The sequence below is a fragment of the Gilliamella sp. wkB72 genome (assembly GCF_001693745.1).
In the GTDB taxonomy this organism is placed as follows: Bacteria; Pseudomonadota; Gammaproteobacteria; order Enterobacterales; family Orbaceae; genus Gilliamella; species Gilliamella apicola_E.
Window position 1 is genome coordinate 90,856 of record NZ_LZEI01000021.1, and the last position, 24,233, is coordinate 115,088.

Annotated in this window: 15 protein-coding genes and 4 tRNA genes; 14 read left to right on the plus strand and 5 right to left on the minus strand. The window is 36.4% G+C overall.

What is annotated here, in order from left to right; genetic code table 11:
- Window positions 1-114: 114 nt before the first annotated feature.
- Window positions 115-369, minus strand: a complete 255-nt coding sequence (locus A9G07_RS12225) for a dihydroxyacetone kinase subunit DhaK (protein ID WP_081303423.1) — start codon at window positions 367-369, stop codon at window positions 115-117.
- A 78-nt stretch (window positions 370-447) separates the two neighbouring features.
- Between A9G07_RS12225 and tcdA the strand changes: the two genes are divergently transcribed.
- From tcdA to fbpC, 12 genes are all read left to right on the plus strand, one after another.
- Complete coding sequence (gene tcdA, locus A9G07_RS10495) at window positions 448-1,242, plus strand: tRNA cyclic N6-threonylcarbamoyladenosine(37) synthase TcdA (protein ID WP_065735066.1); 795 nt, start codon at window positions 448-450, stop codon at window positions 1,240-1,242.
- Between the two features lie 263 nt (window positions 1,243-1,505).
- Window positions 1,506-4,217 carry a bifunctional acetaldehyde-CoA/alcohol dehydrogenase gene (gene adhE, locus A9G07_RS10500; RefSeq protein WP_065735067.1) on the plus strand — a complete coding sequence of 904 codons (2,712 nt, stop codon included), beginning with the start codon at window positions 1,506-1,508 and terminating at the stop codon, window positions 4,215-4,217.
- A 153-nt stretch (window positions 4,218-4,370) separates the two neighbouring features.
- Window positions 4,371-4,446, plus strand: a tRNA-Thr gene (locus A9G07_RS10505).
- A gap of 32 nt (window positions 4,447-4,478) precedes the next feature.
- Window positions 4,479-4,563: transfer RNA gene (locus tag A9G07_RS10510), tRNA-Tyr, on the plus strand.
- A 55-nt stretch (window positions 4,564-4,618) separates the two neighbouring features.
- Window positions 4,619-4,693 (plus strand) — tRNA-Gly (locus A9G07_RS10515).
- 3 nt (window positions 4,694-4,696) lie between these two features.
- A tRNA-Thr gene (locus A9G07_RS10520) sits at window positions 4,697-4,772 on the plus strand.
- Window positions 4,773-4,954: 182 nt separating this feature from the next.
- Window positions 4,955-6,139: an elongation factor Tu gene (tuf, locus tag A9G07_RS10525; RefSeq protein WP_065733704.1), complete on the plus strand. Its 1,185-nt coding sequence runs from the start codon at window positions 4,955-4,957 to the stop codon at window positions 6,137-6,139.
- A 135-nt stretch (window positions 6,140-6,274) separates the two neighbouring features.
- Window positions 6,275-6,676 carry a preprotein translocase subunit SecE gene (secE, locus tag A9G07_RS10530; protein ID WP_065563742.1) on the plus strand — a complete coding sequence of 134 codons (402 nt, stop codon included), beginning with the start codon at window positions 6,275-6,277 and terminating at the stop codon, window positions 6,674-6,676.
- 1 nt (window position 6,677) lies between these two features.
- Window positions 6,678-7,223: a transcription termination/antitermination protein NusG gene (gene nusG / locus A9G07_RS10535; RefSeq protein WP_065563741.1), complete on the plus strand. Its 546-nt coding sequence runs from the start codon at window positions 6,678-6,680 to the stop codon at window positions 7,221-7,223.
- A 524-nt stretch (window positions 7,224-7,747) separates the two neighbouring features.
- Window positions 7,748-8,749 (plus strand): ABC transporter substrate-binding protein, encoded by a 1,002-nt coding sequence (locus A9G07_RS10540; protein WP_416379937.1) that lies wholly within the window; start codon window positions 7,748-7,750, stop codon window positions 8,747-8,749.
- A 116-nt stretch (window positions 8,750-8,865) separates the two neighbouring features.
- Window positions 8,866-10,950, plus strand: a complete 2,085-nt coding sequence (locus tag A9G07_RS10545; protein WP_065735069.1) for an ABC transporter permease — start codon at window positions 8,866-8,868, stop codon at window positions 10,948-10,950.
- A 162-nt stretch (window positions 10,951-11,112) separates the two neighbouring features.
- Window positions 11,113-12,159: a ferric ABC transporter ATP-binding protein gene (fbpC, locus tag A9G07_RS10550; protein WP_065735070.1), complete on the plus strand. Its 1,047-nt coding sequence runs from the start codon at window positions 11,113-11,115 to the stop codon at window positions 12,157-12,159.
- Window positions 12,160-12,471: 312 nt separating this feature from the next.
- Here the strand turns inward: fbpC and A9G07_RS10555 are convergent, their stop codons facing one another.
- Window positions 12,472-14,397 (minus strand): ABC transporter ATP-binding protein, encoded by a 1,926-nt coding sequence (locus A9G07_RS10555; protein WP_065735071.1) that lies wholly within the window; start codon window positions 14,395-14,397, stop codon window positions 12,472-12,474.
- Window positions 14,398-14,618: 221 nt separating this feature from the next.
- Window positions 14,619-16,622: an OPT family oligopeptide transporter gene (locus A9G07_RS10560; RefSeq protein ID WP_065735072.1), complete on the minus strand. Its 2,004-nt coding sequence runs from the start codon at window positions 16,620-16,622 to the stop codon at window positions 14,619-14,621.
- Window positions 16,623-16,842: 220 nt separating this feature from the next.
- On the opposite strand from A9G07_RS10560, the gene mazG reads away from it, so the two are divergent.
- Both mazG and A9G07_RS10570 read left to right on the plus strand, forming a co-directional pair.
- Entirely contained in the window at window positions 16,843-17,640 is a 798-nt protein-coding gene (gene mazG, locus A9G07_RS10565) for a nucleoside triphosphate pyrophosphohydrolase (RefSeq protein WP_218060063.1), read from the plus strand.
- Window positions 17,633-18,073: a hypothetical protein gene (locus A9G07_RS10570; RefSeq protein WP_065735074.1), complete on the plus strand. Its 441-nt coding sequence runs from the start codon at window positions 17,633-17,635 to the stop codon at window positions 18,071-18,073. The genes mazG and A9G07_RS10570 overlap by 8 nt, the downstream gene beginning before the upstream one ends.
- 234 nt (window positions 18,074-18,307) lie before the next feature.
- Here the strand turns inward: A9G07_RS10570 and A9G07_RS10575 are convergent, their stop codons facing one another.
- Both A9G07_RS10575 and gltB read right to left on the minus strand, forming a co-directional pair.
- Window positions 18,308-19,720 (minus strand): FAD-dependent oxidoreductase, encoded by a 1,413-nt coding sequence (locus A9G07_RS10575; protein ID WP_065563736.1) that lies wholly within the window; start codon window positions 19,718-19,720, stop codon window positions 18,308-18,310.
- A 14-nt stretch (window positions 19,721-19,734) separates the two neighbouring features.
- Window positions 19,735-24,192: a glutamate synthase large subunit gene (gltB, locus tag A9G07_RS10580; protein ID WP_065735076.1), complete on the minus strand. Its 4,458-nt coding sequence runs from the start codon at window positions 24,190-24,192 to the stop codon at window positions 19,735-19,737.
- Between the last annotated feature and the right edge of the window lie 41 nt (window positions 24,193-24,233).

A 24,233-nucleotide genomic window follows, 5' to 3' on the forward strand; every position in this document is an offset into this window, starting at 1 on the left:
CTATTTATTGGGAGACTTTAAGAAAAAGATTATCATTGCATGTGGGAGTGGAGCGGCTACATCTCAAACAGTTGCAAGTAAGGCGATAATCTTATTAGTAGTGATAAGTTCATTCTATTTTCTCCTTCCTAAGGTTTGGCAAGGTAGGTCGTAAAGGTATTGTAACTGCTGATCTAATTTGACTAAAGTGATCGAAAAGCCGGACATTTCCAGTGAGGTACAAAAATGGCCAATAGCAATCTCATGGCTGATTATGCAGCGTGAATCAAGTTTAATATCGACTTTTCTGGCAATGAGAAAGCATATATTGCATCCAGAGTCCTTGAAAACGAATATATCGACATTATTTATATATAAATTAGTTAGCAAAGCAAATTATCTTTATTATTGGTAAACAAGTTTTTGGAGTGTTGGGTGTTTGACGATAAGCACCTTCGATAATCAATTATGAAATCAGAATCCTACTTTCAACGTTTTAGCGGTATTGCAAGGCTCTATGGTGAAGCAGCATTAATGCAATTTTCACAAGCTCATATTTGTGTCATTGGTATTGGTGGTGTTGGGTCATGGGTGGCCGAATCCCTTGCCCGTAGTGGTATTGGGCAAATTACCTTAATTGATATGGATGATGTGTGTATCACCAATACTAATCGGCAAATTCATGCGTTAAATACCAATATTGGTAAAGCTAAAACTGCTGTTATGGCTGAACGAATTTTACAGATCAATCCTCAATGCATCGTCAATGTCATCGATGATTTTATCAGTCCGGATAATGTTGCAAATTATTTAGGGTCGAAACAAAACCCATGCTTCAACTTTATTATTGATGCCATTGACAGCGTGCGTGATAAAGCTGCACTTTTAGCGCACTGCAAGCGAAATAAATTAAAAGTTATCACCATTGGTGGCGCTGGCGGGCAAAAAGATCCGACCAAAATTAAAATTGCTGATTTAGCTAAAACCATTCAAGATCCGTTAGCGGCCAAATTGCGTGAGCGCTTAAAAAATGATTATAAACTCAATAAAGATAGTAAAGGTAAGTATGGCATAGCGTGTGTTTTCTCGACTGAACAGTTAATTTATCCAGCTCCAAACGGTCAGGTTTGTTCAACTAAAAATCAAGCTGAAGGTAGTAAGAAAATGGATTGTCAGTCCGGATTTGGTGCTATTACTACCGTGACAGCGACTTTTGGTTTTGTGGCTGTGAGTTATGTATTAGACAAGTTAATTAATGTTTGATTTTTAATTCAATTTAGCTAAAGAAACAATTTTGCTTCCTTTAGCTAATTAATTATATTTCTTTAAAATCTTCAAATTTAATTCGCTTAAAGTAATAATAAATTTTGTTCTTTTAAAGAACATTCATTTTTTGTTAAATATCTTATTGTATTAAGTAAAAAACTGATTTACGATATTCCACAATTTCGTTTTGCTATTACAAATATGTTCAAGGAAGACGCCAAACGATCCCAGTTTATTTTTTAATTTTCAAGGAGAAATCTATGGCAGTAACCAATATGAATGAGTTAAATGAGTTAATGACTCGAGTGAAAAAAGCTCAAGAAACTTATTCTACTTATACTCAAGAGCAAGTTGATAAAATCTTCGTAGCAGCAGCAACAGCTGCAGCCGCAGCTCGAATCCCTCTTGCACAGCAAGCTGTTGCTGAATCAGGAATGGGAATTGTTGAAGATAAAGTTATCAAAAACCTATTTGCTGCTGAGTATATTCTTAATAAATATCGCAATGATAAGACTTGTGGTGTTATCGCTGAGAATGAACCATATGGGACCATTACTTTAGCTGAACCGTTAGGGATTATTTGTGGTATCGTTCCAACAACAAACCCAACATCAACTGCAATCTTTAAATCATTAATTAGCTTAAAAACTCGTAATGCTATCGTATTTTCACCTCATCCACGCGCTAAAAAATCTACCATTGAAGCAGCTAGAATTGTGCTAGATGCTGCAATTAAAGCTGGTGCTCCAAAAGATATTATTGGTTGGATTGATGAACCATCTATCGAATTATCTAATGCATTAATGCATCATGATAGTGTGTCAGCTATCTTAGCTACTGGTGGTCCAGGTATGGTTAAGGCAGCTTATAGTTCTGGTAAACCAGCATTAGGTGTTGGAGCAGGTAATACTCCTGTAATTATTGATGAAACAGCTGACTTAAAACGTGCTGTTGCATCAGTATTGATGTCTAAAACATTCGACAACGGTATGATTTGTGCCTCAGAACAAGCTATTGTGGTTGTTGATTCTGTTTATGATGAAGTTCGTAGTTTATTAAAACAATATGGCGCTTATATTTTAAATGCTAAGGAAACCAAAGCTGTTCAAGGTATTATCTTAAATGATAAAGGTGCTTTAAATGCTAATATCGTTGGTCAACCAGCGACTAAAATTGCTGAATTAGCTGGATTTAAAGCGCCGGCAGGTGCAAAAGTGCTTGTTGGTGAAGTGAGTAAAGTTGACTTATCAGAACCATTTGCTCATGAAAAACTTTCTCCAACTTTAGCTATGTTTAAAGCTAAAGACTTCAATGAAGCAGTAGATAAAGCTGAGAAATTAGTTGAAATGGGCGGTATGGGTCATACTTCTGTTCTTTATACTGACCAAGATAGCAATCGTGATCGTGTTGCTTATTTCGGTAGTAAAATGAAAACATGTCGTATTTTAATTAATCAACCAGCTGCTCACGGTGGTATTGGTGATTTATATAACTTTGATTTGGCGCCATCTTTAACACTAGGATGTGGTTCTTGGGGTGGTAACTCGGTCTCAGAAAATGTCGGTCCGAAACACTTAATCAACAAGAAAACAATCGCTAAGAGAGCAGAAAACATGTTATGGCACAAATTACCAAGTTCTATCTATTTTAAACGTGGCTCACTTCCAGTTGCTTTAAATGAAGTAATTGAACAAGGTGCCAAACGCGTATTTTTAGTAACCGATAAATTCTTATTTAACAATGGTTACTCAAAACAAATTACCGATCAACTTGAAGAACGTGGTGTAATTTGTGAAACTTTCTTTGATGTTGAAGCAGACCCAACATTAAGTGTTGTTCGTAAAGGTACTGACTCAATGATAGCATTCCAACCGGATACTGTTATTGCTTTAGGTGGTGGTTCTCCAATGGATGCCGCAAAAATTATGTGGGTACTTTATGAACATCCAGAAACAAAATTTGATGAATTAGCATTGCGCTTTATGGATATCCGTAAACGTACTTGTCATTTCCCTAATATGGGTAAAAAAGCCAAATTAATTTGTGTGACAACTACTTCTGGTACAGGTTCTGAAGTTACACCGTTTGCGGTAGTAACAGATGATGCAACTGGCCAAAAATATCCATTAGCTGATTATGCAATTACACCAAATATGGCAATTGTTGATGCTAACTTAGTAATGAATATGCCTAAATCACTTTGTGCTGCAGGTGGTTATGATGCGGTAACTCATGCCTTAGAAGCTTATGTGTCAATTATGGCAAGCGAGTTCTCTGATGGACAAGCATTACAAGCATTGAGCATATTGAAAGCATATCTACCTACAAGCTATAAAGAAGGGGCTAAAAACCCAGTTGCTCGTGAAAAAGTGCATAGTGCTGCAACGTTAGCTGGTGTTGCATTTGCTCAAGCATTTTTAGGCGTTTGTCACTCTATGGCTCATAAAATTGGTGCTGCATTCCATATCCCTCATGGTGTGGCAAATGCAATGCTGATTAGTAATGTTGTTCGCTTCAATGCAACAGATAAACCAACTAAACAAGGAACGTTTAGCCAATATGGTTATCCTCAAGCCGTTAGACGTTATGCTGAAATTGCTGACCACTTAGGCTTAACTGCTGCATCAGACAAAGACGAGAAGAAAGTTGAGAAATTAATTGGTTGGTTAGATCAATTAAGAAAAGATCTTGAAATTCCATTCTCTATTAAAGAGTTTGGTATTGATGAAAAAGCTTTCTTAGCTCAAGTTGACCAACTTGCAGTTGATGCATTTGATGATCAATGTACAGGTGCTAACCCTCGTTATCCTTTAATTGCAGAATTGAAACAAATTCTACTTGATACTTATTACGGTCGTGCATATCAAGATAAAGGTGATATCAGCGAAGATGTAGCAGTACATACAGCAGCTAAAGGTGTTGCTTCAACTAAGAAAAAAGCAACGACTAAAAAAGCGACAAAAAAGAAATAATTTAACACATTATTTTTGATTAAATAAAAACCTGAAATAGTCTATATTTCAGGTTTTTTTTATATTTTTGATTTTTTTTTAAGCAAACAATAAAAAAAATGTTTTTTTTGCTTGCAAGGTTAAATGTTCTAGTCCATAATGCGCAGCACTTAGGCCGGCTTAGCTCAGTAGGTAGAGCAACTGACTTGTAATCAGTAGGTCGCCAGTTCGATTCCGGCAGCCGGCACCATTTTCCTAAGTAAACAGTTTATAATGATTCGGGGTGGGGTTCCCGAGCGGCCAAAGGGAGCAGACTGTAAATCTGCCGTGTCACACTTCGAAGGTTCGAATCCTTCCCCCACCACCATTATCTAACATTAGCAATTGCTAATTGAAGCATTTAGGTAGCCGAGTTTGAACATGCGGGCATCGTATAATGGCTATTACCTCAGCCTTCCAAGCTGATGATGCGGGTTCGATTCCCGCTGCCCGCTCCAATTGCTGATATAGCTCAGTTGGTAGAGCGCACCCTTGGTAAGGGTGAGGTCGGCAGTTCAAATCTGCCTATCAGCACCATTCTTGTTACTTTCCTAAACTTCTAAAAAAATTATATTTGATAGCTTTAAAGCTTGTCACTAGATGGCTTTATCTGTTATTATGCAAAGCTAATTTTAAATTAGTATTATGTTAAAACTAAATATGATACTTGGTTAATGTGGTGATTCACCACCGATTTGTATTACATTGAGGGACTATAAATGTCTAAAGAAAAATTTGAACGTACAAAACCCCACGTTAACGTTGGTACAATCGGCCACGTTGACCATGGTAAAACAACTTTAACAGCAGCTATTACTTCTGTACTTTCTAAAAAATACGGCGGTCAAGCTCGCGCATTCGATCAAATCGATAATGCACCAGAAGAAAAAGCACGTGGTATCACCATCAACACTTCACACGTTGAATACGATACACCAACTCGTCACTACGCACACGTAGACTGCCCAGGCCATGCTGACTATGTTAAAAACATGATCACTGGTGCGGCACAAATGGACGGTGCTATTTTAGTAGTAGCAGCAACTGATGGTCCTATGCCACAAACTCGTGAGCACATCCTTTTAGGTCGTCAAGTAGGTGTTCCTTACATCATCGTATTCTTAAATAAATGCGATATGGTTGATGATGAAGAATTATTAGAATTAGTTGAAATGGAAGTACGTGAACTTCTATCTCAATATGATTTCCCAGGTGATGACACTCCAGTAATTCGTGGTTCAGCGTTAAAAGCGTTAGAAGGCGATGCAGCATGGGAAGAAAAAATTGTTGAATTAGCTGAAGCTTTAGACAGCTATATTCCGGAACCAGAGCGTGATATCGATAAACCATTCCTACTTCCAATTGAAGACGTGTTCTCAATTTCAGGACGTGGTACAGTGGTAACAGGTCGTGTAGAACGTGGTGTAATTAAAGTTGGTGAAGAAGTTGAAATCGTTGGTATCAAACCAACCACAAAAACAACTTGTACTGGCGTTGAAATGTTCCGTAAATTACTAGACGAAGGTCGTGCTGGTGAGAACGTAGGTGTATTACTACGTGGTACAAAACGTGAAGAAATCGAACGTGGTCAAGTATTAGCAAAACCAGGTTCAATCACACCACATACAGATTTTGAATCAGAAGTATATATCCTAAGCAAAGATGAAGGTGGTCGTCATACTCCATTCTTCAAAGGCTACCGTCCACAGTTCTACTTCCGTACAACTGACGTAACTGGTACTATTGAATTACCAGAAGGCGTAGAAATGGTAATGCCAGGTGATAACATCAAAATGACAGTATCATTAATTCACCCAATCGCAATGGCAGACGGCTTACGTTTCGCTATCCGTGAAGGTGGTCGTACTGTTGGTGCTGGTGTTGTTGCTAAGGTTATTAAATAATTTAAGCAAGCACTATTTAGAAAGGGTGTCGTTTGATGCCCTTTCTTATCTAGTCTGTTTAGCAAAATGTTTTTATTAAGAAAGAGCATTTTGGAAAATGGATAATATTATAAATAACATAATTATAGGTTCTATATGCTAGTAAGTAACGAGAGTCAAGATACAAGCACAGTTCTAGACAAGTTTAAATGGGTTTTGGTTCTAGTATTAATTGCGTTAATTGTTTGGGGAAATTCTTATTTCTCTGCGCCTAATGATATATATCAACCAAATACAGTTGTTCGAATTATTGCGGTTGTTGTCATTTCGCTTTTAACCTTATTTATTGCATTTACAACCAATAAAGGAAAATCATTTATAACATTTCTGCAAGAATCACGAAAAGAGTTAAGAAAAGTTGTATGGCCAACTCGTAAAGAAACAGTACAAACAACTTTATTAATAGCTGTTATTACAATTATTGTTGGTACAGCTCTTTGGGGTATGGATTCTTTATTCCGTTCAGTCATCTTTTATTTAACATTAATAGGGCGTTAATATGAGTGAAACACAACAAAAACGCTGGTATGTGATCCAAGCTTATTCTGGCTATGAAGCACGTGTTGCACAATCATTACGTGAATATATTAAATTACATAATATGGAAGATTCCTTTGGTGAAGTTTTAGTACCAACCGAAGAAGTTGTCGAAATGAAAAGCGGTCAACGCCGTAAAAGTGAACGTAAATTTTTCCCAGGTTATGTTTTAGTTGAAATGATGATGAACGATGCGACTTGGCATCTAGTTAAAAGTGTTCCAAGAACTTTAGGATTCATCGGTGGAACATCAGATCGACCAGCACCAATCAGCCAGCGTGAAGTTGACGCTATCATGAATCGTTTACAACAAGTTGGTGATAAACCACGTCCTAAAACCCTATTTGAACCAGGTGAACTTGTTCGAGTTAATGAAGGACCGTTTGCAGACTTTAATGGTGTAGTTGAAGAAGTTGATTATGAAAAAAGTCGCCTAAAAGTATCGGTATCAATTTTTGGTCGTTCAACACCGGTTGAACTTGATTTTAGCCAAGTAGAAAAGAGCTAATTTATCTGAATATTTTTAATTCAATGAAAAGAAAAATCACAGAAATTATTCTGTGATTTTTTTTTAACCTGCCTTATAAAATAACAACTATTATTCTTTATTCACTACTTAAACGTAATGACGTAGATAGCCTTGTTTTGATATCAACGTCAACGTTCTATTCTTTCAATAAAAAGTACGATATAAAATGTTGGTGAATTTTTTTCATCACCGACAAATTGGATACTTTTTTATATTTTTTTCTTCAAAAGTTCAATCCTATCACTACATACCTCATTAAGTATCTCTCCTAACAAGTATTTTGATAGTTCATAATGATGTACTTAACTTTAAGTCTTAAACAACATTCTTATTAAATAGTTGTAAATATTATAAATTGTCTAAAAAATTAGATCGTTATCACAGTATCAATTATGCATTTTATGTAACATATAAAAATTATAGTTTTTTATTCAATGAAAAAGAAAATATTAATTATCTAAGGGAAGGAATTAACTATGCAAAAAAAAATATTAACATTATTAATGTTGATGGGAATTGCTGTTGGAAGTGCATCGGTTGCTAATGCCAAAGGTCGATTGGTTATTTATTGTAGTGGTACAAACGCGTTATGTGAGGAAGAAGCTAAGGCTTTTGGCGAAAAATATAATGTTAAAACATCACTTATTCGTAATGGTAGTGGTAGTACATTGGCAAAAATTGAAGCAGAAAAAGAAAATCCGCAATCAGATATTTGGTATGGTGGAACACTAGATCCACATTCTCAAGCCGGTGAAATGGGATTATTGTATGCATATCAATCACCAAATTTAGAGCAAATCATACCAGAATTCCGTGATCCAGCTAAAATAAAAGGGAATTATTCTTCAGCCGTTTATATTGGTATTTTAGGATTTGGTGTAAATACTAACAGAGCAAAACAGCTAGGTGTTGAAGTACCAAAATGTTGGGCTGATCTGATTAAACCTGAATTTCGAGGTGAAATCCAAATTGCTGATCCACAAAGTTCTGGCACAGCTTATACAGCACTAGCGACTTTTACTCAACTATGGGGTGAAGATAAAGCCTTTGATTATCTTAAAGCGCTTAATCGTAATATTTCTCAATATACTAAATCTGGAGTAGCTCCGGCACGTAATGCTGCAAGAGGAGAAACTATGATTGGTATCGGTTTTTTACATGACTATTCATTAGAAAAGGAAAACGGAGCGCCATTAGATTTAATTTCACCTTGTGAAGGCACTGGTTATGAGATCGGTGGTATAAGTATTATTAAAGGAGCACGTAATTTAGATAATGCTAAGTTATTTGTTGATTGGGTATTATCTAAGCAAGCACAAGAAATTGCTTGGCAAAAAGCCAAATCCTATCAGATTCCAACTAATATAACAGCAGAGTCCTCACCACTAGCACTAAAATTAAATGATCTTAACCTAATTAAGTATGATTTTGATAAATATGGTGATTCCAAAATGCGAACTTATTTAATTAACAAATGGGTTAATGACGTCAAAATGGAAAAATAACATTATTTTTCTGGAATATTACCTACTACTAGCTGTGTATATCAGCTAGTAATTACTAATTACTTCTTTTTGTGTAGATAATAAAATTTTTGCACTATGTTAGTTGTGGTGAATTTATGTCATATAGTATTTCTAGTCAATTAAAACAGCAAATGTGTAAGTGTGATCCAGTTTTTTTCTGGTTAGCTTTTATTGTTATTTCTTTTATTTTATTTCCATCCTATGGATTAGATTATGGATTGTTTGAATCAACTACTGATGAATTATTAGAATCATATGGTTGGTCAACTATTGGTATTAGTATTGTATGGTTTGTATTACCATTAGTTTTATTAGTAAGACCTATTAAGCCTCTTGATCGTTCTGCGCTATCTCGTCATTATTTTGATGCTGTTTATGCATTATTTTGTATGGTATTTACCGTAACAAGTTCATGGTTTTTTAATCACAGCATGGGCTATGCGACAATATTTTTGTTTATTGGCTTAGGGATGATAATGACTCATGCATTTGCTCGCCTTGAGTGGATGGGTGGGGATTGCTTTGTTATTGGATCAATGATAACAATTATCGTATTGATATTAATATTTATTTTATACCCAACTATTACTATCTTTATGCCAATGTTTACTGACGGAGAGAAGTTTGTACCATTCCAATTCATCGATATTTTGTCAAAATCTTATATTATTCGGGTGATTTTTAACTCTATTTTATTAGGTATTGCTGTTGGAATTAGTGCAACATTTTTTGGTTTAATCTGTGCGCTGTATACTGCTAGAATCGCTAAGCGTTCGGTGGTTATAGGTCGAATTTTTTCTCTATTACCAATTGTTACCCCTCCTTTTGTCGTTGGGCTTGGTGTTACGCTGATGATGGGGCGATCTGGTTATGTTACTGAATTTGCTGCTAATTATTTAGGTTTATCTGATACTAACTGGTTGTATGGTTTTACTGGTATCTGGCTTGCACAGGTATTAGCTTTTGCTCCAATGTCATTTATGATTTTAGACGGTGCAATCAAAACAGTTCATCCTTCATTGGAAGAAGCTTCTTATACACTAAGAGCAACACCCTATAAGACATTTTTTTCTATTTTTCTGCCATTAATAAAACCAGCATTAGCCAATTCATTTTTAATTGTTTTTGTACAATCACTTGCCGATTTTAGTAACCCTTTAGTTTTAGGTGGTAATTTTGATGTGCTTGCTACACAGATCTATTTTTATATTACTGGGGCACAGTTAGATTATCCTTCAGCAAGTACCCTTGGTAGTGTGTTATTACTATTTTCTTTAGCAATATTTTGTGTACAGTATCTTTGGATTGGTAAAAGATCTTACGTTACCGTTTCAGGAAAATTTTCTCGTGGTGATGTTCAGCCATTACCAATTAGTTTGAAATGGATCATTGTGGGATTATTTGCATTTTGGACACTATTTAATGGATTGCTTTATGGAAGTATCTTCTATGGTAGCTTTACGGTTAATTGGGGCGTTGATTACACCCTAACATTGGCAAATTTCATTAATCTATTTGGACAAGGATTTAGCGATGGCGCATGGCCATCTTTATTAGATACCTTATTATTTGCAGGTATTGCTGCGCCAATCACAGCCTTTTTGGGTTTATTAATCGCTTATGTTGTTGTTAGACAACATTTTAAAGGTAAAAAGATTATTGAGTTTACTACAATGCTTTGCTTTGCTGTGCCAGGAACAGTTGCCGGAGTATCTTATATTTTAGCTTTTAATACCGCCCCATTTTATCTAACAGGTACCGCTGCTATAGTGATTATCTCGATGATTATGCGTAATGTACCGGTTGGTATTCGGGCTGGAATAGCTGGGCTAGGGCAATTAGATAAATCTCTAGATGAAGCTTCATTAAGCTTAAAGGCTGGATCATTTAGAACTATATTTTATATTTTAATTCCGCTTTTACGCCCAGCGATTTTATCAGCTTTAGTTTATAGCTTTGTGCGAGCTATTACTACGGTGAGCGCAATTGTGTTCTTGGTTACACCCGATACACGTGTTGCAACTGCCTATATTTTAAATAGAGTTGAAGATGGTGAATACGGTATTGCCATTGCCTACGGCTCAATATTAATTGTAGTTATGCTGTCAATTATTTTGTTGTTTGATTATTTAGTTGGTGAATCAAGAACTTCTCGTTCAACTGCTAAAAATACCCAATAGTTTGTCTCAGAAGGACTATAGGTTTAATTGAACGTAAGTAGCTTTTGGTTATGCTTGAATCTTAGGATTGTTTAATTATATAAATAGAATCTATAAGGTTAATAAATTTTTTGAATTAAATTAAAAGTTTAATATTAAAAAACTTTTGTGTAGGAATGAATTATGTCGAATGAGAATTATGTTGAACTAAGAAATATTACTAAACGATTTGGTAAAAACACGGTGATTGAAAATTTCAATTTATCTGTTGCTAAAGGTGAAATGATTACCTTACTAGGCCCTTCAGGCTGTGGAAAAACCACAATTTTGCGTCAACTTGCAGGACTTGAAAAGCCTAGTGAAGGGCAAATATTTATTGATGGTGAAGATGTAACTAATTTATCTATTCAGCAACGAGATATTTGTATGGTGTTTCAATCTTATGCACTTTTTCCACATATGTCGATAGGTGAAAACATTGGTTATGGATTGAAAATGATTGGTGTACCTAAAGAGGAGCGTAAAAAAAGGGTTGAAGAAGCATTAGAATTAGTTGATCTAGCCGGATTTGCCGATCGTTTTGTCGACCAAATTTCGGGTGGACAACAACAACGTGTTGCTTTAGCCCGTGCGTTGATTCTTAAGCCTAAAGTTTTATTATTTGATGAACCATTAAGTAACTTGGATGCCAATTTACGTCGCAGTATGCGAGAGAAAATACGAGAACTACAGCAACGTTTTAATATTACTTCATTTTATGTCACTCATGATCAGAGCGAAGCTTTTGCTGTATCGGATAGGGTACTGGTTATGAAAAAGGGGATCATTATGCAAGTTGATTCACCACAACGTTTATATCGCAGACCCGCTTCAAGGTTCATGGCTAATTTTATGGGGGACGCTAATATTTTCCCTGCGCATTATGACAATGGTTATATTTCAATTTTTGGTTATAAGCTCGATTGCCAAGATCAAATCAAACCTAAATCAACACAATGCGTTGTTGGTGTTAGGCCAGAGGCTATTGAATTGATGGAAAACCGCGCTGAAGATTGCCAAAAATGTCGTGTCGAAAATGTAGCATACATGGGGGCTCAGTATGAAATTTCAGTTAACTGGCATGATCAAATTTTACTTTTACAAGTTAATTCTATTTTATTAAAACCTAAAGTAGGCGATGAATTTTATCTAAAAATTCATCCAGAAGGAATGTTTGTGTTAGATGAGTAAATTACCTATACAGATTTAATAAATCATTTTTAGTGATACAATCTGGTTTGCTTAACTGTTTTTATCATTTTTTACTAAAGTATAATACCTCCTCTTCTAAGGAGGTATTTTGTTGTCATTTAAATCGTTTGTTCTTTAATCAGATAACTCTTAGTAAACAGAGACCAAGAAAGGATATATTGGTGGTGCGAAGCCTATATTGGAATATCCAAAATTAGCCATTAAAGGGAAAATAACTAGCGGCAATGATTAATATTAAAGATTATTCTGAGTGCACTTCAAATTAACAACAATAAAATTTAAGAAGCCGTTTCACTGCTCACAATTAAGATCTTCTAATTGTTGTTGTAAATCCAGCCAATTCATTTCTACTTGTTCCTGCTGGTTTTTTAGTTGACTCTGTTTTAATAATAATTCAGTTAATTCTGATTTTTTATCATTTTCATAAATAATCGGATCTGATAATTGCAATTCAATGTCTTTAAGAGCGGTACTCAATTGTTCAAGTTTTTGCTCTTCTTTTTGCAACAATTTTTTAATTGGCTGCATTTGCGCTCTTAATTCCGCTTCACGGCGTTTTTGTTCTTTGCGTTCTTGCGAAGAAATATTTTGGACACTATCTTTTTTAGCTGTATCTTGATCTGGTTCAGGCTGATTTTCCGCTTTCTGCTCGTCGGCAAGCCATTTTTGATAATCATCGAGATCACCATTAAATGGTTCAACTTTGTGATCGTGAACTAAATAAAACTCATCAGTTGTTGAACGTAGTAAGTGGCGATCATGCGATACAACAACTAACGCGCCTTCGAAATCAATAAGCGCTTCAGTTAATGCTTGGCGCATATCTAAATCTAAATGGTTAGTTGGCTCATCAAGTAACAGTAGGTTTGGCTTTTGCCAAACAATTAATGCTAAAACTAATCGAGCTTTTTCACCACCTGAAAAGGTTTTTACAGGTTCATTGACTTTATCGCCATGAAAATCAAAACCACCTAAGTAATTACGCAATTCTTGTTCTGTTATTTTAGGATCAGAAAGCTTAGTTAAATGCCAAAGTGAGGATTCTTCACCACGCAAATACTCTAACTGATGCTGAGCGAAATAGCCTAATTGAACACCTTTGGCTAAATTAATATGACCTTCTTTAGGTTGTAATTCTCCCGCTAATAATTTAATTAAAGTCGATTTACCAGCTCCGTTCCGTCCTAATAAACCAATTCTCGAACCGGGAACAAGATTTAATTTAATTTTTTCAAGGACGATTTTATCTCCATAACCAGCAACCACTTTATCCATCATCAATAATGGACTTGGTAAAAATTCAGAAGGTTTAAAATTGAAATGGAAAGGATTATCCACATGTGCCGGTGCAATAAGCTCCATTTTTTCTAACATTTTAATTCGGCTTTGAGCCTGTTTTGCTTTGGTTGCTTTTGCTCTAAAGCGATCAATATAGCTTTGCAGATGGGCGACTTTTTGTTGCTGACTTTCGTATAATGATTGTTGTTGTGCCAATTTAGTTATACGTTGGTTTTCGAATGAAGAATAGTTTCCGGTATATTCAAATAAACTTTTTTGTTCAATATGAATAATTTTATTAACAAGTGGATCTAAAAAGTCTCGGTCATGAGAGATTAAAATAAGCGTTCCCTGATAATTACTCAACCATTTTTCAAGCCAAATCACTGCATCTAAGTCAAGGTGGTTAGTTGGTTCGTCAAGCAGCAGTAAATCAGAACGGCACATTAACGCTTGCGCCAAATTTAGTCTCATCCGCCAACCGCCCGAGTAGGATTTAACCGGTAAATTGAGTTGTTCGTTAGAAAATCCTAAACCATGTAATAGTGTTGCGGCTCTTGCCCGTATTGTCCAAGCATCAATGGTATCGAGTTGTTCGTGAATAATCGCAATTTGCTCACCATTATTTTCTTGATTAGCAATCGTTAGTTTTTGTTCTAATTGGCGATATTCTCGATCCCCATCAATAGTGTATTCAATAGCTGGAACATCTAAAGCAGGTGTTTCTTGATTAACCCAAGCAAGCTGCCATTGTGTAGGTATTGATACACTTCCAGCATCAGAGTGAATTTCGCCTTTAATTAATGAAAAAAGGGTGGATTTACCACAACCATTTTTACCTACTAATCCAACTTTTTGTTTAGGATTAATTGTTGCTGAAGCGTTATCTAAAAGCAGATTAACACCACGACGAATTTGGATAGAATCAAAAACAATCATAATATTGCCATCTATTACTCTAAAAAAAAGCTATGCTAACAAAAAAAGAACTTTATGCAATACGTTTTACCGGTGATTTATCCGCATTGCATTTGAATCGAATATTTATGATTGATACGGTAAACAATGCGGAAAATGATAAAATAAGATTATTTATTAATATGTTGAATAAAAATCATATTTAATAATTAATGTAATCATTGCCTAAATATTAATATCACTTAAATTTTACTTTTTATTGCCGACAAAGCTCTGCGAATAAAAAGCCAACAGATAAGGATAAATACAAATAATCCTAGGTATTGTGGTAAATTTCCTAAGTTTTTAAATATCGCCAATGGGGCATCACTTCCTCCATTAGTAATACTTATCACAATTACTACCGCTAATATAACGCCAATTAAACTTTCACCAACAATTAAGCCTGATGCAATTAAAGCTGCTTTGCTATCAACTTTTTTAAATTGTATTTCTGGATCAGTATTATTTTTCTTTGCGTTAGCATAAGTATAACGTTTTATAATCCAAGATAGTAATGTGCCAACAAAAATCGGTGTAGTGACACTTGGTGGTAAATAAATGCCTAATCCGACAGCAAGAGCTGGTAATCTAAATTTTGAGTTATTTTTAGCAAAAATTAAATCAGTGATGATAATTATTCCCCCTAATACTAGGCCAATAAAAATCATTGTCCAATCAAGTTTATGCGAAAAAATACCTTGTGCAATAGTTGTCATTAAAGATGCTTGAGGAGAAGCTAAAACTTGAGAAAGATCCATATCACTGCGAGGAACAGCGCCTGTAAAGCCGTAAGCGTGATATAAGGTTTCTAGAATAGGAGCTATAACTAAAGCACCCACAAAGCAACCAATTAATAAAGCAACTTGTTGCTTCCATGGTGTTGCATTGACTAGATAGCCTGTTTTTAAATCTTGCAAATTATCATTTGATATACATGCTATTGCTAAAACAGTACTTGTCGTAAATAATGCTAATGCTGTTGCAAAATTCGATCCTTCAATCGTTGATAACATGCCATTAATTTCACCTAGTCCTAATAAAATAAGTGAAACAGCAATAACTGCAACTATTGCAATACCAGACATAGGACTTGCTGATGATCCGACTAAACCAGCCATATATCCACAAGCTGCAGCAACTAAAAAACCCATAATAAAAGAAAACAATACCGCACATGCAACTAATGACCAAGCTATGCCTGTAGATAAGCCACTATCAGCTATAAATGAATAAAAAGTCACGACTAAAATGACTAACATCATCCCCATAATAGAAAAAATCCATTTAGGGGATAGATCGCGTTCTGTTGTGTCTTTTATTGACACATCTGAACGTAGAGTTTTAAAAGAAATTTTCACTCCTTCAATAACTGGTTTTATTAAAGAGAGCAAAGTCCAAACAGCTGAAATAGCAATCGTTCCTGCACCAATAAAACGGATATCGTTGTCCCAAATTTGCATGGCAACTTGAGATAAAGGTAAACTTGAATCATAACCGTTGATAACTGTTAAAATCGGTATGCCAAATACCCAAGCAATAATAGTCCCAAGTAGTATTGCAATACCTGAAATAATACCAATTAGATAGCCTGCACTTAATAATGCTAAAGAAAACCCTAAGGGTATTTGAAATATTGCTTTGCCTGCTGTGAACCAATAAGCTGTATTTCCAGATAGCAGTTTGAATCCATTAGTAAATAAACTGACTAAAGAAGCAATTATGCCACCGAATAAAATATCTTTTAATCCACCATTAGCGTCATTTCCTTCTGCCTTTGACCCAGCCTTTAATATCTCGGCAGCAGCAACACCCTCAGGGTAAGGTAAATCGCTTTTTACTACCATGACATGTCGAAGCGGTATAGAAAATAACACACCTAACATACCACCAGCCAAACATACAGCAAAGGTTAACCAAAAAGGGAAATCATGCCAGTATCCCATCATTAATAAGCCCGGAATAACAAAAATGATTGAAGATAATGTCCCTGCAGCAGAAGCTTGCGTTTGAACCATATTATTTTCTAAAATGGTTGAATTAGGGAAAAACCGCAAAATCGCCATAGAAATTACAGCTGCAGGAATTGCAGATGAAAAAGTTAAACCGACCTTTAAGCCCAGATAAACATTTGATGCAGTAAAAATCATTGTTATCAGTGCACCAAGAATAATACCTCTAAATGTAAGTTCTCGTAGTTTATTCATATTTTTAGTGTTTTTTAAGTTGAAATTAAATGTATTATATACTTAATTGTGTATTTTGAGTGTAAATCTGTGTGATTTTATTGTTTTTAAATTTTTATTCATTGTTTTTAAATGGAAATATTTTTATTAAATTTTGGATGCTTACTATTTAGTTATTAAAACATTACTATTTTGTTTTGATACAATGTTATTTAACAATTACTACTTTGTGAGAAATATCGTGAACCAATTAGAACGTTTACAAGCTATTACTAAACAATTACGTAATCCAATTAAAGGTTGCGAATGGGACAGTAAGCAAACTTTTGAATCATTAAAATCATATACTCTAGAAGAAACTTATGAAGTCTTAGATGCCATAGAAAAAAAAGATATGGCTGAACTTAAAAATGAACTCGGTGATCTACTGTTTCAGATTGTTTTTTATGCTGACTTAGCAAATGAACAAGGTTTATTTAATTTTGATGATATCTGCCTCTCTGTTGCTGATAAGCTGATTAGTCGTCATCCCCATGTCTTTTCAAATGATACTACTGTTAAGCCAAATTGGGAACAACTTAAGCAACAAGAACGTGATAAACGAGCACAATATTCACTATTAGATGATATTCCCATCGCCATTCCAGCATTAATGAAAGCTGAAAAAATACAAAAACGCTGTGCATCAGTTGGATTTGATTGGGTAGAGTTAAAACCTGTTATTGATAAAGTTAAAGAAGAGCTTAGCGAAGTGGAAGAGGAATTGAATAAAACCGCACAAGATCAATCCAAAATTGAAGAAGAGCTTGGCGACTTATTTTTTGCCACCGTTAACTTAGCCAGACATTTAAAAGTTAAATCTGAGTTATGTTTACAAAATGCCAATAACAAGTTTATAAGGCGTTTTAAGCAGGTAGAATTATTACTTAAACAAAAAAATCACAATTTAATTGACGCAACACTTGAAGAAATGGAAGATGCATGGCAAATTGTCAAACAATCTGAACAATTATCTAGCGAAGTAAATCAAAATGACTGAACAAAAAAATGAATTATATCAAGAAATCGAAGCATGGGCACAAAATGCCATTTTACATAGCCCAACGTGGAGTATTAACCAGCTCGATTATTCCGAAAAAAGTATTTCTGTTGTTGAAATTATTATTGGTGAATTAGCTGATAAAAATTTTAGTATCCCTGAAGAACAGCTTAATATGATTGCTCAAGAGTATGGTTGTTACTTATTACTGACAGCCCAAAAATTATACGGCGGTGAGTTTTATTGGAATGAAGAACTTGAACAACCGATGTTAATTTGTTGTGAACCACAAGCAGCTATCGTGTTATTAACTTGGAATAAAGTCAAAGGGCGCCTTTTAGGGGATGAAGCTGATCATCTAGCCTTTTTCTTAGAAGGGTTTGCTGAGGCGACTAAAAATCCTGAAAATGGTTCTCAGATTGTCTATTTATAACCAAATAATACAATAATTAAAGGTTATTAGCTGATACAATTTCATGTTATCAGCTAATAGTCATTAATGCCAATTATCAAAGTGAATATGCATTGGCGATTTCAACTCGATAAATGACGATATTTAGGTTGTAATCAATAAACGTTATGGTTTAGGCAGATCAATAAATATTAAGTAATAAGCCTTACTCCCACTCAGTAGAGAATGGAAATAAGGTTTACTTAGTTAATCACTTTATACTTCTAAGTAATCTAAAATCCCTTCTGCCCCTTTGCGACCTTCGCTAATGGCAGTCACCACTAAATCCGATCCTCTTACCGCATCACCACCAGCAAAGATTTTTGGATGGCTGGTTTGGTAACCTTTGCTTTGTGGTGCGATTATGCGCCCTCTATCATCAAAATCAACACCATGTTCGGCTAACCACGGCATAGAATGAGGTTTAAAGCCAAATGCCATTACAACTGCATCTGCCGGAAGTACAAATTCCGATCCTTGAATTATCACCGGAGAACGACGTCCTTTTGCATCAGGTTCGCCAAGCTCCGTTCTTACCATTTTTACACCAGTAACATGACCGGCATCATTGATTTCGATGCTCAGAGGTTGTACATTGAATTGGAATTGTGCGCCTTCTTCTTTAGCATTTTTAACCTCGCGTTTAGAACCCGGCATATTAGCTTCATCACGGCGATAGGCGCAAGTCACTTCAGTTGCACCTTGACGTATAGACGTTCGAACGCAATCCATTGCTGTATCACCACCACCTAATACCACGACGCGTTTATTTTTCATATCGACATAAGGCGCATCATCAGTTTGTTGGTGTTGCATAATATGTTTGGTATTAGCAATTAAAAATGGTAGGGCATCATAAACACCATCGGCATCTTCATTTTCTAGGCCTGCACGCATTGATTGATAAGTACCAGTACCAACAAAAACTGCATCAAATTCATTGATGAGATCGGCTAATTGTACAGTTTTACCCACTTCAGTATTAAGGCGAAACTCAATTCCCATTTCGGTAAAGACATGTCTGCGGTGAATTAAGACTTCTTTATCTAATTTGAAAGCAGGAATACCAAAAGTTAATAGGCCACCAATTTCCGGATGACGATCAAAAACAACTGGTGTAACACCATTACGTACTAAGACATCAGCGCAAGCTAATCCAGCAGGGCCTGCACCAATAATTGCGACTCTTAGTCCAGTTTTTTCAACGTTAGATAGATTTGGTTTCCATCCCATTTTAAAGGCTTCATCAGTAATATAACGTTCAATACTGCCAATCGTTACGGCTCCAAATTCAGCATTTAAAGTACAGGAACCTTCACAAAGACGATCTTGCGGACAAACTCGTCCACACACCTCTGGTAGACTATTGGTTTGGTGAGATAGCTCAACAGCCTCTAAAATTTTCCCTTCATTAATTAATTTTAACCAATTTGGGATATAGTTATGTACTGGACAGCGCCATTCACAATAAGGATTACCACAAGCCAGACAACGATCTGCTTGTGCTTGAGATTGCGAGGCTGAAAAGCCTTCATAAATTTCAACAAACTCAATTTTACGGACGTTTAGCGATTTTTTAGGCGGATCAACACGTTGTAAATCGATAAACTGATAAACATTTTGACTCATATCGTGTTTTCTCCTTACTGTGCTTGCACACGTAGCTCTGCTGAAGAGCGACTACGGTGACCTAATAGCGCTTTAACATCACTAGATTTTGGTTTAACTAAAACAAATTGTTTCGCAAAATCTTCCCAATTAGCTAATATCTCTTCTGCCCAAGATGAGTGAGTAAGCTGTGCGTGTTCCATGATTAAACCACGTAAATGTTCTTCATGAATCGAGTAGTCAGCCACATTTAACATTTCCACCAACTCTTTATTAATACGCTTATGCAAATCACCATCGGTATCTAAAATATAAGCAAAACCACCAGTCATACCAGCACCGAAGTTTACGCCAGTTTTTCCTAAAACACAGACAATTCCGCCCGTCATATATTCACAGCCATTATCACCAATGCCTTCAACCACACTTATGGCTCCAGAGTTACGCACAGCAAAACGCTCACCCGCCCGACCAGCAGCAAATAATTTACCGCCAGTTGCGCCATATAAACAGGTATTACCAGCAATAGTTGCTTCATGGCTCAAAAATGCAGAGCCTTGTGGTGGACGAATGACAATGCGACCACCAGCCATGCCTTTACCAACATAGTCATTAGCATCCCCTGTAAGGGTTAAATCCACACCACCAGCATTCCAAACGCCAAAACTTTGACCTGCAGTACCATTGAAGTTCAACGAAATAGGGGAGGTAACCAAGCCTTGATCGCCATATTTTTTAGCAATATAACCGGATAAAGTGGTACCAACAGAGCGATCTGTATTTTGAATGTCAAAGTAGAAACTTTTAGTTTGACGATTATCAACCGCATCTTGTGCTTGAGTTATGATCTCTTTATTAAGCACACCTTTATCAAATGGTTTGTTATCTTCAATACAATGAACTGGTTTGCCTTCAATAGGTGATGCTGTTTTAAGTAAACTTGATAAATCCAGTTTTTGCTGTTTTGCAGTAATACCATCTAGTTCAATAAGCAGATCAGTACGACCGATTAAATCAACAATTTGTCTAACACCAAGTTCAGCCATAACTTCTCGAGTATTATGCGCAAGAAAACGGAAGTAGTTCATCGCTTTTTCTGGCAATCCATGATAATGTTCGCTACGTAATTTTTCGTCTTGAGTGGCTACGCCGGTTGCACAGTTATTTAGGTGACAAATACGGAGGTATTTACAACCCAATGCAACCATTGGCCCAGTACCAAAACCAAAACTTTCAGCGCCTAAAATTGCAGCTTTTACAATATCTGCCCCGGTTTTTAACCCACCATCAACTTGCAAACGTATTTTATGACGTAACCCGTTAGCAACTAATGATTGCTGGGTTTCAACCAAGCCAAGCTCCCAAGGGGAACCCGCATATTTAACTGATGTTAATGGGCTGGCACCAGTACCACCGTCATAACCTGAAATGGTGATTAAATCTGCATATGCTTTAGCAACCCCTGTTGCGATAGTGCCTACTCCTGGTTCAGAGACTAATTTAACCGAAATCATTGCAGTTGGATTAATCTGTTTCAAGTCAAAAATCAATTGAGCTAAATCTTCAATTGAATAAATATCGTGGTGTGGTGGAGGTGAAATTAATGTCACTCCCGGCACAGAAAAACGTAATTTCGCAATATAAGGGGTGACTTTATCACCAGGTAATTGTCCTCCCTCACCTGGTTTTGCGCCTTGGGCTACTTTGATTTGAATAACATCGGCACTCATTAAGTAGCCTGGTGTAACACCAAATCGACCAGAAGCCACTTGTTTGATACGTGATACTTTTATCGTGTTGTAACGAGCGGGATCTTCTCCACCCTCACCAGAATTAGAAAAACCACCTAATGTATTCATTGCTTCAGCTAATGATTCATGCGCCTCTGGGCTTAAGGCACCGATTGACATGGCAGCGGAGTCAAAGCGTTTAAACAATGATGATTCTGGTTCAACTTCATCAAGCGAAATAGCCGCGTTTTCAGGAGGATTTAGTTTTAATAAATCTCGTAGAGTTGCTGGTGGTCGATTATTTACAATATCCGCATAACGTTGATAATCTTCATAATTACCTTCATTAACTGCTTTTTGTAGTGATTGCACCACATCTGGATTATAAGCGTGGTATTCACCACCATAAACAAATTTGAGTAATCCACCTTGTTCTAATGGTTTACGTCGTAACCATGCTTTTTTAGATAAATTAAACTGATCTTGAGCAAAGTCCTCAAAATTGGCACCACTGATACGGCTAGTTACACCTTGGAAGCATAGCTCAACGACTTCTTCATGGAGACCAACTGCTTCAAATAGTTTAGAGCAACGGTAAGAGGCGACTGTTGAAATCCCCATTTTTGACATAATCTTATATAAGCCTTTATTAATACCATTACGGTAATTAATAATCGCTTCACGGTAAGATTTATTCATCGTACCATTATCGACCATTTGCGCTAAAGTTTCATAAGCTAAGTATGGATAGATTGCAGTTGCGCCAAACCCTAGCAAGACTGCAAACTGATGCGGATCTCGACAGCTTGCGGTTTCAACAATGATATTGGCATCACAGCGTAGATTTTTTTCAACTAGACGTTGTTGCACTGCGCCAACAGCCATTGGGGCTGGAATAGGTAAGCGATCTGGCGCTATATTTTTATCAGATAGGATTAGTAGTACAGTTCCTTCACGTACTTTTGCTTCGGCATCACCACATAATTGTTCAATTGCATCACGTAAGCTACCATCAATTTCATAAGTGATGTCAAGCGTTTCAGATTTGTAGTAGCGTGATTCTAAGGTCGTTAATTGTTTAAAATCCGAATGAACTAATACCGGGTATTTAAAAGCAACTCGATGAGCTTGACCTTCAGCTTCAGCAAACACATTCATTTCACGACCAATGCTCGTTGATAGTGACATCACGTGTGCTTCACGTAATGGGTCGATAGGTGGGTTAGTTACCTGAGCAAATTTTTGTCGGAAATAATCATAAATTAAGCGAGGACGACTTGATAATACCGCAAATGGCGTATCATCGCCCATAGAGCCTGTTGCTTCTTGACCATTTTCACCTAAGACTCGAATACACTGGTCAAGTTCTTCACTGCTATAACCAAATTGTTTTTGGTAAGTAGCTAGTAAAGTATCGTCATAATCACGAGAGCCGATATCGTCATCAGGAAGATCTTCAAATGGAATCAGCCGTTTTACATTCTTAGCCATCCATTCTTTGTACGGATGACGTTTTTGTAAATCGTTATCCGTTTCTGACGATTGTAAAATGCGACCTTCTTCAGTATCAATCACTAGTAATTCACCCGGGCCAACACGTCCTTTGGTCACTACTTCATCTGGTTGATAATCCCAAATACCAATTTCGGATGCACAAGTAATTAGTTTGTCAGTGGTAATCACATAACGTGCAGGGCGAAGGCCATTACGATCTAAGTTACAAGCGGCATAACGTCCATCGGACATAACGATACCTGCAGGGCCGTCCCACGGTTCCATATGCATAGAGTTGAAATCAAAAAAAGCACGGAGATCTTCATTCATATCCGGATTGTTTTGCCATGCAGGAGGCACAAGTAAACGCATAGCACGAACAATATCCATACCGCCTACTAAGAATAATTCAAGCATATTATCTAGCGAGCTTGAATCCGAGCCTGTAACATTAACAAACGGCGCGGCATCTTGTAAATCGGGTATAAGTGGCGTTTTGAATTTGTAAGATCGCGCTTTAGCCCATTGCCGATTACCCTCGATAGTATTAATTTCACCATTGTGGGCTAAATGTCTAAATGGTTGAGCAAGTGGCCAACGCGGTACGGTATTGGTTGAAAAACGCTGATGGAATAAACAAATTGCTGTTTCCATACGAATATCAGCCAAATCTAAATAGAATCTAGGTAAATCTTTAGGCATACATAAACCTTTATAGATATTGACCTGATTTGAAAAACTACATACGTAAAACGTATCATCTTGCACACGTTTTTCTATGCGGCGTCGTACCATATATAAACGACGCTCTAAATCAATTTTTGTCCATCCAGCAGGGGCATTAACAAAAACTTGTTCGATTCTTGGCAGTGATGACAGGGCGATTTCACCCAGAACGCTTTTATCAATTGGTACTTCACGCCAACCTAAAATAGATAGAGTTTCTTCGGCTAGCTCTTCTTCTACAATATCACGGCTTGCTTGGGCTTCGGCTTCATCTTGGCTTAAAAATAGCATGCCTACAGCATAGTTTGTTGCCAAACGCCATCCGGCATCTTCTGCGACAACTCTAAAAAATCGATCTGGTTTTTGCATTAAAAGCCCGCAGCCATCGCCCGTTTTACCATCGGATAAAATGGCACCACGGTGTTGCATTCGAGCAAGTCCGTGGATTGCAGTACGCACCACTTTGTGACTTGGTTGCCCTTCTATATGAGCGATTAAACCAAATCCGCAGTTATCTTTCTCATGATGCTGGTTATATAACATATCATTGCCTCTAATTCATCGTTATTATTTTTTGAGAAGAT

Excerpts from the sequence above, each read along its gene's own strand:
- nusG (WP_065563741.1), top strand. The coding sequence starts at position 6,678 with ATGAGTGAAACACAACAAAAACGCTGGTATGTGATCCAAGCTTATTCT.
- A9G07_RS10575 (WP_065563736.1), bottom strand. The coding sequence starts at position 19,720 with ATGAGTCAAAATGTTTATCAGTTTATCGATTTACAACGTGTTGATCCG.
- tuf (WP_065733704.1), top strand. The coding sequence starts at position 4,955 with ATGTCTAAAGAAAAATTTGAACGTACAAAACCCCACGTTAACGTTGGT.
- A9G07_RS10540 (WP_416379937.1), top strand. The coding sequence starts at position 7,748 with ATGTTGATGGGAATTGCTGTTGGAAGTGCATCGGTTGCTAATGCCAAA.
- tcdA (WP_065735066.1), top strand. The coding sequence starts at position 448 with ATGAAATCAGAATCCTACTTTCAACGTTTTAGCGGTATTGCAAGGCTC.
- A9G07_RS10545 (WP_065735069.1), top strand. The coding sequence starts at position 8,866 with ATGTCATATAGTATTTCTAGTCAATTAAAACAGCAAATGTGTAAGTGT.
- A9G07_RS10570 (WP_065735074.1), top strand. The coding sequence starts at position 17,633 with ATGACTGAACAAAAAAATGAATTATATCAAGAAATCGAAGCATGGGCA.
- fbpC (WP_065735070.1), top strand. The coding sequence starts at position 11,113 with ATGTCGAATGAGAATTATGTTGAACTAAGAAATATTACTAAACGATTT.
- gltB (WP_065735076.1), bottom strand. The coding sequence starts at position 24,192 with ATGTTATATAACCAGCATCATGAGAAAGATAACTGCGGATTTGGTTTA.
- secE (WP_065563742.1), top strand. The coding sequence starts at position 6,275 with ATGCTAGTAAGTAACGAGAGTCAAGATACAAGCACAGTTCTAGACAAG.
- A9G07_RS10560 (WP_065735072.1), bottom strand. The coding sequence starts at position 16,622 with ATGAATAAACTACGAGAACTTACATTTAGAGGTATTATTCTTGGTGCA.
- adhE (WP_065735067.1), top strand. The coding sequence starts at position 1,506 with ATGGCAGTAACCAATATGAATGAGTTAAATGAGTTAATGACTCGAGTG.
- A9G07_RS10555 (WP_065735071.1), bottom strand. The coding sequence starts at position 14,397 with ATGATTGTTTTTGATTCTATCCAAATTCGTCGTGGTGTTAATCTGCTT.